The 12,891-nt window shown below is 62.9% G+C and carries 13 protein-coding genes; 5 read left to right on the top strand and 8 right to left on the bottom strand.

The features are described from left to right. Positions 1–57 precede the first annotated feature (57 nt). Positions 58–1,434 carry an FAD-containing oxidoreductase gene (locus FHW37_RS20675; RefSeq protein WP_210249313.1) on the bottom strand — a complete coding sequence of 459 codons (1,377 nt, stop codon included), beginning with the start codon at positions 1,432–1,434 and terminating at the stop codon, positions 58–60. Positions 1,435–1,454: 20 nt separating this feature from the next. Continuing rightward, the gene (locus FHW37_RS20670) at positions 1,455–1,946 is read right to left on the bottom strand and encodes a DUF4126 family protein (RefSeq protein ID WP_145639810.1); all 492 of its coding nucleotides are present in this window, start codon (positions 1,944–1,946) and stop codon (positions 1,455–1,457) included. 182 nt (positions 1,947–2,128) lie between these two features. Between FHW37_RS20670 and FHW37_RS20665 the strand changes: the two genes are divergently transcribed. Both FHW37_RS20665 and FHW37_RS20660 read left to right on the top strand, forming a co-directional pair. After that, entirely contained in the window at positions 2,129–4,126 is a 1,998-nt protein-coding gene (locus FHW37_RS20665; protein WP_432442881.1) for a sensor histidine kinase, read from the top strand. Further along, positions 4,123–5,502: a sigma-54-dependent transcriptional regulator gene (locus FHW37_RS20660; protein ID WP_145639809.1), complete on the top strand. Its 1,380-nt coding sequence runs from the start codon at positions 4,123–4,125 to the stop codon at positions 5,500–5,502. Before FHW37_RS20665 ends, FHW37_RS20660 begins: the two co-directional genes overlap by 4 nt. Positions 5,503–5,530: 28 nt before the next feature. Here FHW37_RS20660 and FHW37_RS20655 read toward each other — a convergent pair whose 3' ends face one another. Further along, a complete protein-coding gene (locus tag FHW37_RS20655) occupies positions 5,531–6,439 on the bottom strand; it encodes a LysR family transcriptional regulator (RefSeq protein ID WP_145639808.1) in 909 nt (302 codons plus the stop codon). A 160-nt stretch (positions 6,440–6,599) separates the two neighbouring features. Between FHW37_RS20655 and FHW37_RS20650 the strand changes: the two genes are divergently transcribed. Beyond that, entirely contained in the window at positions 6,600–7,280 is a 681-nt protein-coding gene (locus FHW37_RS20650) for a type 1 glutamine amidotransferase domain-containing protein (RefSeq protein WP_145639807.1), read from the top strand. 77 nt (positions 7,281–7,357) lie between these two features. Here FHW37_RS20650 and FHW37_RS20645 read toward each other — a convergent pair whose 3' ends face one another. The 4 genes from FHW37_RS20645 to FHW37_RS20630 form a co-directional block, all read right to left on the bottom strand. Then, positions 7,358–7,975 carry a hypothetical protein gene (locus FHW37_RS20645; RefSeq protein ID WP_145639805.1) on the bottom strand — a complete coding sequence of 206 codons (618 nt, stop codon included), beginning with the start codon at positions 7,973–7,975 and terminating at the stop codon, positions 7,358–7,360. 101 nt (positions 7,976–8,076) lie between these two features. Next, the gene (locus FHW37_RS20640) at positions 8,077–8,853 is read right to left on the bottom strand and encodes a molybdopterin-binding protein (protein ID WP_145639803.1); all 777 of its coding nucleotides are present in this window, start codon (positions 8,851–8,853) and stop codon (positions 8,077–8,079) included. Continuing rightward, positions 8,850–9,734, bottom strand: coding sequence for a cytochrome b/b6 domain-containing protein (locus FHW37_RS20635; protein ID WP_145639801.1), 885 nt, complete (start codon positions 9,732–9,734; stop codon positions 8,850–8,852). Before FHW37_RS20635 ends, FHW37_RS20640 begins: the two co-directional genes overlap by 4 nt. Before the next feature lie 93 nt (positions 9,735–9,827). Then, positions 9,828–10,106, bottom strand: coding sequence for a pentapeptide MXKDX repeat protein (locus FHW37_RS20630; RefSeq protein WP_145639800.1), 279 nt, complete (start codon positions 10,104–10,106; stop codon positions 9,828–9,830). Between the two features lie 211 nt (positions 10,107–10,317). On the opposite strand from FHW37_RS20630, the gene FHW37_RS20625 reads away from it, so the two are divergent. Further along, positions 10,318–10,875, top strand: coding sequence for a sigma-70 family RNA polymerase sigma factor (locus FHW37_RS20625; protein WP_145639798.1), 558 nt, complete (start codon positions 10,318–10,320; stop codon positions 10,873–10,875). Next, positions 10,859–11,503 (top strand): NrsF family protein, encoded by a 645-nt coding sequence (locus FHW37_RS20620; RefSeq protein WP_145639796.1) that lies wholly within the window; start codon positions 10,859–10,861, stop codon positions 11,501–11,503. Before FHW37_RS20625 ends, FHW37_RS20620 begins: the two co-directional genes overlap by 17 nt. A gap of 9 nt (positions 11,504–11,512) precedes the next feature. On the opposite strand, the gene FHW37_RS20615 is transcribed toward FHW37_RS20620, so the two are convergent. Next, on the bottom strand, positions 11,513–12,880 hold the full coding sequence (locus tag FHW37_RS20615; protein ID WP_145639795.1) for an FAD-dependent oxidoreductase: 1,368 nt from the start codon (positions 12,878–12,880) through the stop codon (positions 11,513–11,515). Positions 12,881–12,891: the final 11 nt, after the last annotated feature.

Here is a 12,891-nt window from a genome sequence, read left to right as displayed (position 1 = left end):
GTGGTTGCTCCTTAAGGCAAAACCCTCAAAGGCGGTTTTTGATCCGCAATCGCTGGTTCAAGCCGGCTGCATCGACAGGATCACCGTCGGCCAGAGTTCCGATACGGTCGGATGCACGGGCACGGCCCAGCGCAGCACGTCGTAATCCGCCTTGGCATTCATCATGTCGAGGACGCCGTGGATGGATTCGTCGCCGCCGGTGCCGAGAATGGCGGCGCCGAGGATTTCCTTCGTATCGGCATCGGCGATGATCTTCATGAAGCCGAGTGTCTCGCCCTTTTCGACGGCGCGGCCGACACGGGTCATCGGTCGCGTGCCGACGAGGATCTTTCGGCCGGTCTTTTTCGCTTCCGCTTCGCCCATGCCGACGCGGCCAAGTGGCGGGTCGATGTAAAGCGCGTAACCGAGCAGACGGTCGGAAACCTTGCGGTCCTCGCCATCAAACAGGTTGGCGGCGACGATCTCGAAATCGTTATAGGCGGTGTGGGTGAAGGCGCCCTTGCCGTTGCAATCGCCGAGCGCCCAGATACCCTCGGCCGTGGTGGCAAGCCGGTCGTCGACCTTGATATAGCCGCGCTCGTCCAGTTCGACGCCGGCCTTGTCTAGGCCAAGGTCACGGGTGTTGGGCGTGCGGCCGACCGCGAGCAACACGTCGGTGCCGATCACTTCCGGATCACCCTCGGTGCAGTTGACGCCGACGGCGACGCCGGTTTCATGTTTGCGGAAACGGATGCATTCGGCGCCGGTGCGGATATGGATGCCTTCGGCCTCGAGGATCTTTCGCACGGCGTCGGAGATTTCTTCGTCCTCGCGGCCGATCAGGCGCGGGCCTTTTTCGACGATGGTCACCTCTGCGCCAAAACGGCGATACATTTGCGCGAATTCCAGACCGATATAGCTGCCGCCGACCACGACCAGATGTTTTGGCACCCGGTCGAGCATGACGATATCGCTATTGGTCATGAACGGCACGTCCTTGACGCCCGGAAAGTCGGGAATGCTGGCGCGGCCGCCGACATTGATGAAGATCTGCGGTGCTGTCAGCAGCTCTTCGTCGACGCGGATCGTGTTGGGGCTTTCGAACTGCGCATGGCCGCGGATCAGCGTGCAGTTCGGCATACCTTCCAGCCATGTCTCGTTGCTGTGGCGGCTGTCGAGCGTCACCTTGTGGGACCGCTTCATGACCGTCGGCATGTCGATCTTCACTGCGCCATCGAGAACGACGCCATATTCGGCGCCGCGGCGGGCGAGATGGGCGGCATAGGCGCTGGCCACCAGCGTCTTGGTCGGCTTGCAGCCGGTGTTGACGCAGGTGCCGCCCACATGCTTGCGCTCGATGATGGCAACCTTCTTGCCTTCATCGTTGAAGCGGCCGGCCAGCGATGGGCCGGCCTGGCCGGCGCCGATGATGATCGCATCGAATTCCCGCATCAGGCCGTCTCCCGGAACTGTTCTTATTGAGGTGTCGGCACCACGCCCGGCACGGCGGGCAGGAGCAGGATGACGAGGAGGGCAGCGACAACCGCGACCGCATCCTCGATGAAGGCGGCCGGCATGTCCTTGCCAAAATATTCCGCCAGCTTGGCGCGGGCGGCGGCACCGCCATAGGTGCCGATCACGGCGCCGATAATGCCGGACACCATGCCAGCCATCCAGTAGCCATAGGGCATGCCGAGTGCGGCACCCGAAAGCGCGCCGGTGAAGATGCGGGCGCCGAACTGCTGCGGAACCTTGCGGCTCGGCGTCGTCGGCAGCTGGTCGGTGATCATCTCGACGACTGCGAGCAGCAGCAGCACGAAAACCGCCCATTTCGACGACAGGAACACCAGGTAGCTGCCGGAAAGATCGAGCCAGCCGGAAGCTGCGGCGATTGAGATCATCGCGGGGGCGGTCATGGCGCGAAGGCCGGCGACCGCGCCGATCACGAGTGCAAGCATGTAACTCATCAAAAACCCCTCAAAAGCCACTCGTTTCGACGCCAGGATAACGAAAAAACGCCCTTTCCGAAGAATATTCGATGAAAGGACGTCCTGCCATGACAGTCTTGCAGGATTCGGTGGAAATCACCATTCCTAGATTCTACTGTAGGCGACCGATAACGGATGGGGGAGGAGGAGCCCGGCATCTGGTGAGGCATCAGGTTCTGTTCGCAACAGCGGCAGCGGCAATTCTCGGTCTGGTTTTCGCCTTCCAGGGCGCGGGTCTTGTCGCGCGCGGTTATATGGACGAAGCGGAAGCGCAGGCGAAGACGACCCTGCGGCTGGCCGTCTCTGCGCTCGACGGGCACCTGAAGCGATACGAGGCGCTGCCGGCCCTGATCGCCGACCAGCCGAATATCGAGGCGCTGATCCTCGATCCGGAAAACCGCACCCTGCAGGCCGCCGCGAACCTCTATCTCAAGGATATCAATGCGCTGCTGAAATCCTCCGACATCTATGTGATGACAACGGATGGCGAGACGATCGCGGCCAGCAATTATGACAGCCCGGTCAGCTTCGTCGGCGAGAATTTCAGCTACCGTCCGTATTTCCGCGAGGCGGCGGAAGGATATCAGTCACGGTTCTATGCGCTCGGCACGACATCGCTGAAGCGCGGTTATTATTTCGGTTCACCGATCGAGATCGGCGGCAAGATCCTCGGCGTGATCGTCTTCAAGGTCGATATCGACAGTGTCGAGGACAGCTGGGGCGGCGGCGACGACCGGATTTTTGTGGCCGATCCGGAAGGCATTATCTTCATGACCAGCGAGCCGGAATGGCTCTATGCAACCATCCTGCCGCTGACGCCGGAACGTCTCGCCCGCACGCAAGGCTCGCGGCGTTATGCGGATGCGAAACTGCGCGAACTGCCGGTGCGCTGGGGCGCGCAATCCGGCCATGACGTGATGACGGTGACGGAGGGCGGGCTGGAGCGCGAATATCTGGTCGCCTCGCAGCCCATGCCGGATGTCGGCTGGACCGTCAACGTGCTGATGGATACCGGCTCGGTGCATGCCCGCACGAAAACCACGGTTGCCGCCGTGCTTCTGACGCTCTGCCTTGCCGTCTTCGGCCTTGCGATCATCCTGCAGCGGCGGGCGCGGCTGACCGAGCGCATGCAGATGCAGGCGGATGCGCAGGTCGAGCTGGAGCGGCGCGTGGCGGAGCGCACGGCCGATCTCGAGCGGGTCAACGTCCAGATCGAGGCGGAGGTGGCCGAGCGGCGGGCAACCGAACAACGGCTGCGCCAGACGCAGGCCGATCTCATCCAGGCGGGAAAACTTGCCGGTCTCGGCCAGATGTCGGCCGCACTCTCGCACGAGCTCAACCAGCCGCTCACGGCCGCAAAAACCTATGCGGAGACGACCGGCGTGCTGATCGGTCTTGGCCGGATCGAGGAGGCGAGCGACAATGTGCGGCGGATCTCGGCGCTGATCGACCGCATGGCCTCGATCGGCCGGCACCTGCGCAACTTTGCCCGCAAGCCGAACGAAAAACTCGGGCCGGTCTCGATCGAGGAGGTGATGCGCGACACGCTGGAAATCGTCGATGCACGGCTGAAGGCCGCCAATGCCGTTCTGGAACTCGACCTTTCCCCCGACCTGCCGAAGGTGAAGGCCGGCGGGGTGCGGCTGCAGCAGGTTCTGGTCAATATCATCACCAATGCCGCCGATGCCGTCGAGGGGCTGGAGGATCGGCGGATTACTGTTTCGGTCGGGCGATGGGGGACCAAGTCCCCCTCTGCCTGCCGGCATCTCCCCCACAAGGGGGGAGAGGTTTTGCGGCCCGCACGCCGCCCCATTCTCGACATTCGCGAGGGAGCGGCGGAAGCCCCTCCCCCTTGTGGGGAGGGGTTGGGGAGGGGACTTGCCGCAACCGCTGCGGGGACGGCTGGCACCCCCAAACTCATCATCTCGATCCGCGACCGCGGCCCCGGCGTTCCGGCTGCGATCCGCGAGCGCATCTTCGATCCGTTCTTCACCACCAAAGGCGTTGGCAAGGGGCTGGGGCTCGGGCTTTCGATCTCCTACAATATCGTCAAGGATTTCGGCGGCAGCCTTGGCATCACCGACCATCCTGAAGGTGGTGCGGTGTTTTCGATCGAGCTTGAGATTGCGCCAGAAAACATGCTGGAGGCGGCTGAGTGAGCGCACAAAGAGTGCTTCTGATCGACGATGAGGAGGAGCTGCGCCGCTCCACCGCGCAGGCGCTGGAACTGTTCGGGCTCACGGTGCAGACCTTTTCCAATGCCGAACACGTGCTTGAACTGACGAGTTTCGGTTTCGACGGCGTCGTGGTCAGCGATATCCGCATGCCCGGCATGGACGGGATGACATTGCTGCACCGGGTGCGCGAGCTCGATGCGGAAATCCCGGTCATCCTGGTCACCGGCCATGGCGACGTGCAGCTTGCCGTCAAGGCGATGCGCGAGGGCGCCTATGATTTCATCGAAAAACCGTTCACGCCGCAGCATCTCGCCGGTGTCATCCGCCGTGCGCTCGATCGCCGGGCGCTGGTCGTCGAAAACCGGCGGCTGAAGGCGGTGGCCGGCAAGCGCGATGATCTCGAAACCCGGCTGCCCGGCCGCACACAGGCCATGGTCGACCTGCGCTATCGCATCCGGGCAATCGGGGCCGCGGATGCGGATACGCTGATCATCGGCGAGACCGGTGTCGGCAAGGAGGTCGTGGCGCGGGCGCTGCACGATATCGGCCCGCGCGCCAACCGGCCGTTCATCGCCATCAATTGCGCGGCGCTGCCGGAAACGCTGATCGAAAGCGAGCTTTTCGGCCACGAGGCCGGCGCCTTTCCCGGCGCGCTTCGGCCGCGTTACGGAAAATTCGAACACGGGCGCGGCGGCACGATCCTGCTCGACGAGATCGGATCCATGCCCTTCGACCTGCAGGCGAAATTCCTGCGCGTGCTGCAGGAGCGGGTGATCACGCGGCTCGGGTCGAACGAGATGGTTGCGCTCGACGTGCGTTTCATCGCCACAAGCAAGGTCGATCTGGAGGCGGAAGTGGTGGCCGGGCGGTTCCGCGCCGATCTTCTCTACCGGCTCAATGTCGCGACGATCCGGGTGCCGGCTTTGGCGCAGAGGCGGGCCGACATTCCGCTTCTTTTCCTGCAGCTCGTCCGCGAGGCCTCGGCCCGTTACGGTCGCGACGACATGGATGTGCCGGCCGAGATCATGGCGCTGATTGCCGAACAGGCCTGGCCCGGAAACGTGCGCGAGCTGCGCAATGCCGCCGACCGTCTGGTGCTCGGTCTCGATGCCCGGCCGGGCGGTGAGGTGGCAGCCTCCACCGAGACGGCCGGCCGGCTGTCCGATAAGGTCGCCGCCTTCGAGCGCAATCTGATCGCCGGCGAGATTTCCGCCCATGGCGGGGCGTTGAAGCCGGTCTATGAGGCGCTCGGCATTTCCCGCAAGACGCTTTACGAGAAGATGCAGAAATACGGGCTGGATAAACGGCTGGCGTTGATCGACGAGCCGGTCGAAGAGGGCAGGCGGGAGCGGTCGTGAGGCGGACGGGTTTTGGGTCCGCCGACCGTCACTTCTCTTTCGTCAAAAGATTTGCCGTTTCGATGACGAGCGAGCGCAGCCAGCGATGGGCCGGATCGTTGCGGTAGCGGACATGCCATGCCATCTCGACTGGGAACGTGCCAAGATCGACAGGGGCCGGCAAAACTTTCAGCCGCGGGTCCCGTTCCAGGCCGCGGCAGATTAGGCTTGGCAATGTGGCGCAATAATCCGTGGCGGCGATCATTTCCGGCACTGCCAGGAAATGCGTGACGGAAATCGCCACGTCGCGTCGAAGATTCTGCTGGCCCAGTGCCTGAAACAGGCCGACGCGCAGGCGGCCGGGCGGCAGCACGTTGACGTGTTTGAGGCTTTCATACTGTTCTCGTGACAGACTGCCGCCGATCTGCGGATGCCCGGCGCGCACGACACAGGCCAGTCCGTCATCCATCAAATGCTGCACGACGAGATTATCCGGCGGATCGACGACGCGGCCGAGCACCATGGCCGTCGTGCCGGAAACGACGCCGGTTTCGTGGAGATCATTGCCGAAAGCCGTCATGCGCAGTTTGATGCCCGGTGCCAGTTCTCCCAGCTTTGCGACAAGCGCCGGCATCAGGGTCAGTTCGACATAGCTGTTAGGCGCCAGCGTGAAGGAACGTTCGGCCTTGGCCGGGTCGAATTCCTGCTGGGTGACGATCAGCTCGTCCAGCCGCGCCAGCGCCGCCTCGATGGTCGGGGCGATTTCCTCGGCAAGCTGCGTCGGCCGAATCCCGTAGCGTTCGCGGATGAAGAGCGGATCGCGCAACGTGTCGCGCAGCCGGGCGAGGGAATTGGAAAGCGCCGGCTGGGTGATGCCCAGTCGGGTGGCGGCGCGGGTCACGCTGCGCTCTTCCATCAGGGCCACGAAGACGGGAAGCAGGTTCAGGTCGTATTTCATTCAGTTATGCTGTCATGTGAATATCTGAAATCAAAGAAGTAAATTTCTTAAATATGTGAGCCGGTGCGATGATCCGGGTGTCGAAGAGGCCGTGACGGTGTCGACGACAATGGATTTCAAAAATGACCCATACCGCAGCTCTCCTGAAAGGATCGAAGCGATGAAAATTTTGATGGTACTCACCTCCCACGACGCCCTTGGCAATACCGGCAAGAAGACCGGTTTCTGGCTCGAGGAACTGGCGGCGCCCTATTACGTGTTCAAGGATGCCGGCGCCGAGATCACGCTCGCCTCGCCGAAGGGCGGCCAGCCGCCGCTCGATCCGAAAAGCGATGAACCGGCCAACCAGACGGACATGACGCATCGCTTCAATGCCGATGCTGACGCCAAGGCGCAGCTTGCCAATACGGTGCGTCTCGACAGTGTCGACCAGAAAGATTTCGACACCGTGTTTTACCCCGGTGGCCATGGCCCGCTCTGGGATCTGGCGGAAGACAGGAATTCGATCGGCTTGATCGAAGCCTTCATCGCTGCCGGCAAGAGCGTCGCTCTCGTCTGCCATGCGCCGGGTGTCCTGCGGCATGTCAAGAATGCCGATGGCACGCCGCTGGTCGCGAGGCGCAAGGTGACCGGCTTCACCAATAGCGAAGAGGAAGCCGTCGGCCTCACTCAGGTCGTGCCCTTCCTGGTGGAAGACGAGCTGATCGGCCTCGGCGGCGTGTTTTCCAAGGTTCAGGATTGGGGTGTGCATACCGTCATCGACGGCCAACTGATCACCGGCCAGAACCCCGGATCTTCGACCGAGGCTGCCAAGGCCCTGATCGCGGCCGTCAAGGCCTGACGGGTTTCACGTCTTGAATGCGCTGCCGGCGAAAATTCCGCCGGCAGTTTTTCTGTCGCAAAAGGTCGCGTCCTGCCTCACATCGGCGGGACGACGCCATTGGTGCCGACGACGACGCGGCCGCTCGAAAGCGAACCGTCCGCTGCCTTTTCCGACGGGATGAACACGGTGGCGCCGCTCTTCAGGTCGGCCTCGACGGCCGGTGCGAAGGTGACGACCGGCGTGCCGTCCTTGATGGTGATCTTCTTCTGGCCGCCCTTATAGGTGACGGTGATTGTCTGGCCATCGACCGACTTGACCGCATTGGCGACCGTCGCGTTGGTCATCGAGCTGTTCGGCTTCAGGTCCCAGGCATAGCTGCCTTCACCGGTGCCCTTCATGGCGGCCGGGAAGATCAGAACCTCCAGCGCGCCGTCGCCGCCATCGGCGGTCGGCAGCGAGGCAACGCCGACGAAATCGCCTTCCTTGATATCGTCGATCGAAGCCTTGGCGACGCTCGAAACCTTCCAGCCGTCCTTCAGCATGATTTTTGCATCGGTGCCTTCACGTGTCTTCACCGACAGCGTGTTGCCGCTCAGGCTTTCGACCGTGCCGCGGACGCGGACCGTATCGGCGGCATGGGCGGAAAAACCGAGCGTTGCGGCGATCAGGGCGCCCGCAAGCACCGAAAAACCGGTTTTGGAGATAGAGGACATCTGCTTTTCCTTCTTTGAAAACCGTCGTTTGATTGTCGGCGGATGCGGGTTGCTTCCACCGGTTCTTTCGCCGGCCCCTGACGCGGGTGCCGGCAAAACTTTCAGATCCCGGCGTACCATTCGTAGCCGCGATCCTCCCAGAAACCGCCATTGCCGCCATAAAGCTGCGACAGGTCGGCGACCGCTTCGATGCGCATCAGGTATTTCGCCTGTTTGTAACCGAGCTGCCGCTCGACCCTCAGCCTCAGCGGTGCGCCATGCGCCACTTCCAGGTCATGGCCGTTCATCGAATGGGCAAGGATGGTCTGGGGATGAAAAGCATCGACGAGGTCGATGCTCTCGTAATACCAGCCGCTGCCGTCGAGCGTCTTTTCAAACTCGTCGGCGCAGTGGAAGACGATATAGCGAGCCTCCGGCTTGAGGCCGACCGAATGGAGCAGGTTGCCAAGCGGCACGCCGGTCCATTGGCCGATGGCGCTCCAGCCTTCCACACAGTCATGGCGGGTGATCTGGGTGCGCGCCGGCATGGCTTTCAGGGCCGCAAGCGAGAGTTTCGTCGGGCGCTCGACAAGGCCGCCGATTTCCAGCTGCCATTGCGAAAACTGCTTGCTCAGCAGTTCCTGATATTGCGCGCCGTCCGGCATGCTCGTGCCATTGGCGCGGAAGACCGGCGAGATATCGGCTGCGGTGAATTCGCGGGCGAGCGCATTGTCGCCGAGCAGAAGACGCTGGGTGCGCATGGTCAGGCCTTCGGCCATGCGCAGGGCCTGCTGGACGCTTGGATTTTCGACCAGAACGTCGCAGCCGGACAGGCCGAGTGCCGAGGCGGTGAGCGTCGAGCCGATCAGGAAACGGCGGCGGGTGATGAGGCGGCTCATGGCGTCAATTCTCCCTGATGGCCGACAGAAGAAGGCTCGGTCTCGATCGCGTAGCGGCCGGTGATCATCGAGCGCATGTTGTTGAAGAGGCCGGAGGCGATCACCATCACCACATGCACGAGGACGAAGGCGATCAGCGCGGTGGCGGTGACGAAATGCAGGGTTCTGGCCGATTGCCGGCCGCCGAAGAGATCGAGCAGCCAGGGCGCGACGGCATCGAAACCGGGCGACATGGTGAGGCCTGTCGCAATCATCACCGGCAGGAGGATGAAGATCACCAAGAGATAGGTGAGTTTCTGCAGGGCATTATAATTCCGGGCTTTTTCGCCTTTTGGAAACCGCAGCCGCGCATGCTCGGTGATTTCGTGGCCGAGATTGGCAGGTTTCAGCTCGTCTGCGGTCGGCAGGAGATCGCGGCGAAAATGCCGGGCGAAAAAGCCGTACGCCATGTAGATGACGCCGTTGATGACGAACAGCCAGGCGAAGAAGAAATGCCAGCGCCGGCCGGTCGCCAGATCCTGATAGCTCGGCAGGGTAATCCAGGCCGGAAAACCGCGGGCCGCCGGTTCGCCGTCGACGGTCGAGACGCCGAGTATGCCGGTCGTATCGAAGGTGAGGCTGCCGATCTTCGTGACGCCCTTGACGGTATCGCCATTCTCGACCGCTTCCATGGACAGGATCGAGGGGTCGTTATCGGCGCCATACATGCCCCAATAGAGGCTCGGATGGGCGTTGAAGATCTGTAGGCCGCTGAACAGGAGCACGGTCATGCACAGTACGTTCAGCCAGTGCGACAGGCGCACGGTCAGGCTGTGGCGGCGGATCAGCGTTTTTGCGCCGCGTTCGGGCTTGATCCCGGTCGGAGTGACGGTGGAGTCCATAGGGCTTCCTTGGGGTGCTTCCTCGATAGGCATTGTCGAAGTTACGGCGGTGCCCCCACAAAAGTTGCAAGGTCAGGTGGGGGCACCGTCAGATCACTTCATCGCGTCGCAATGCTTCATCATGTCGGACTTCTTCATCGCGTCCTTTTCCATGCCGGCCTTGTGCAGACAGTCGGCCTTGGTGCCGCCCATCTTCATGTCATTGGCCTTCATGCTGTTGGTGCTCATATTGTCGGTCTTCATGCTGTCCATCTTCATGGCGTCCGGCTTCTTCATGGAATCCATGCTGCTCTGCGCCTGGGCGCTGCCGGCAATGAGGCCGAGGCCAAGAAGGGCTGCGCTGATGGCGAGGCCGAAAGGACGGATTGTCATTGTGCTTCTCCCGATTGGTAAGGCGCCACCTCATGCGGCGCCGTTCACACCGGTTCATTCGGGAGGAACGGAAAACCGGTTACAGTCATCACGGCCAAGTGATCGGGACCGGGTGAGCGGAGCGCCCCCATTCAAAATTTCCGGCTTTCTCGATTTTCTTGTTGCAGCCGTGTAACCATTTGCCGAGCGTGCCGTATGAGCCTTTGACGACATGACACAGTTGAGCGAGCCAGAGCTGAAAGCGCTGATGCTCTCGTCCCTTGACGGGAACGAGAAGGCATATCGCTGCCTGCTGAACGTGCTTCGGCTTCTGCTTGCGAGCTATTACGGGCGCAGGCTCGGCCGTTCCCACGCGGCGGATGTGGATGATCTGGTGCAGGAGACGCTGCTTGCGCTCCATCAGCGCCGGATCACCTATGACCGGACGCGGCCGTTCACGGCATGGTTCTACACGATCGCGCGTCACAAGCTGGTGGATCATCACCGGCGCGGCGGCGGGCGGTCCATGGTGGGGCTGGAGGCGATCGAGGACATGGCGGACGATTATACCGAGGATGCCATTTCGGCGCCGGCGGATCTCGAACGGCTGCTTGCCGCGCTGCCGCAATGGCAGAGCGAGATGATACGGCAGATGCGGCTCGAAGGACAGTCGGTCGCCGATACGGCGGCATCTTCCGGGCGGTCCGAGGCGATGGTCAAGGTCAGCATTCACCGGGGTATCAAGGCAATGGCCGCGAAATTGAGAGGCGAACGTGGCGAAGACGGATGATCTGATAGACAGGCTGGTGGGCGAGCTGAAGCCCGTGCCGCGCGGTGCGCTCGGCCGCATGCTGTCGCTTGCGATCCTGCCCGGCTTCGTGGTCTCGGCTGTCCTGCTTTTCCTCGCCCACGGTTTTCGTCCCGATGTCGCCCAGGCGCTCTACCAGCCGGCCTTCTGGGCGAAAGGCATCTATCCGCTGGCGCTGGCAATCACCGGGCTCGTGGCGATGATGGTCGTCGCGCGGCCGGGTGGCGTTCCGAAGATGAGCGGCCTGACGTCGCTTGGCATCTATCTTCTTCTCGTCGGTCTCGGCCTGTGGCAGCTGCATGTCGCGGCCTCGGCGGATTATCCGCGCATGATCTTCGGCCGTTCCGCCTGGTTCTGCCCGTTCATCATCACCGCAACGGCGCTACCGGTCTTTGCCGGCAATATCTGGTTCCTGCGTCGGGCTGCACCGACCGCGCCGCGGCTGGCCGGTTTCGTGGCCGGCATGTCGGCCGGCGCCGTCGGCGCCTGGATCTATTCCTGGGGCTGTATCGAAAACGGGCTGACCTTCGTCGCCCTGTGGTACACGCTCGGCATCGTGCTGATGGGCGTTATCGGCACCCTGTGCGGCCGCCGTTTTCTCAGCTGGTAAGCTGCCGCCTCAGTTGATCCGTACGCCCTGCCGCACCAGTTCCTGCTGGACCGCGACGATATCGACGCCGTTGAGCGGGCGGCCCGAACGGATGGCGATTGCCGCGGCCACGCCGGCACCCTGGCCGGCGACGGCGCAGCAGGCCATGTTGCGGGTCGCGGCATGGGCGATGCGGTCACCGCCGATCGCGCGGCCGGTGACGAGCAGGTTGTCGATCCTCTTCGGCAGCATGGCGCGATAGGGGACCTGCATGTAACGGCCGGTGGTCGGCAGGATGAGGACGCCGTAACCGTCGATGAATTCGGGATAGATGCCGATCGTATCCTCGAAACGGCCTTCGTGGCGCACATCATCCTCGGTCATGTTGTAGACGGCATCCAGCTTGCGGGTATCGCGGATGCCGATCGTCATGCCGAAATTGCGCAGTCTTGCGCCCTCGCAGCCCGGCGTATAACGGCGCAGCGCCTCGATCGCCAGCATCGCCTGCCGCCGGCCCTCGATCTCGAAACGGGTCATGCTGGTAGGATCGGTGCCGTCACAGCCGGCAAGGTGCACGAGGTTCATATAGGTGAGTTCGCCGGTATCGTGCATGGCGCCCCAGGTGCCGGCGATCGTATTGAGATGCGCCGGGATGACGCCCTCGCGGATCGCCTGGGAAAAGGGTTTGGCCAGGAAAGGCGAAAACATCTTGTCCTCCTTGCCGGAGGTCTCGATCTGCCATTCGCCGGTCGACCAGTCGGCATAGGTCTGCGGATCGGCACGCACGCCGTCGAGAAAGGCGCGCTTGTCGACGCCGGCGAGATGAAACATGACGGAGGCGGCCTGCATTGCCTCGACCGGGGTTTTGGCGACCGGTGCACCGGCTGCGGTCGCGACATCGGCATCGCCGGTGGCATCGATAACGCATTTTGCCAGGATCGCCTCGCGGCCGGCCTTGGATTCGGTGATGATGCCGGTGATGCGGTTGCCTTCCATGATCGGCGCTGCGAACTGCCGGTGCAGCATGGGCGTGATGCCGCTCTCTTCCACCAGCCGGTCGGCGACCAGTTTGAACCCTTCCGAATCCAGCTCGTAGCTCAGCGACTGGCTTTCCGGCACAGCGGCGCCCATCACCTTGGCGCGTTCCTCGAATTCACGTCCGATTCCGCCCGCCTCCACCGTCTTTTCATGCCGATACCAGGCAAAACCCTCGACCCCGACGACGGTGATATTGCCGCCGAAACAGCCGAAACGCTCGATCAGCGTCACCTGCGCACCGGCGCGGGCGGCCGCAATCGCGGCGGCAAGTCCGCCCGGTCCGGATCCGACGACCAGAACATCCGTCTGGTGGATGACATCGATGCGGCGGGCGGGCTCGGTAATATGGGCCTGCGTCATCCGGCTCTCCT

Origin of the sequence: Neorhizobium alkalisoli, from assembly GCF_007829835.1 — a bacterium.
In the GTDB taxonomy this organism is placed as follows: domain Bacteria; phylum Pseudomonadota; class Alphaproteobacteria; order Rhizobiales; family Rhizobiaceae; genus Neorhizobium.
This window is presented reverse-complemented; position numbering and strand designations above follow the sequence as displayed.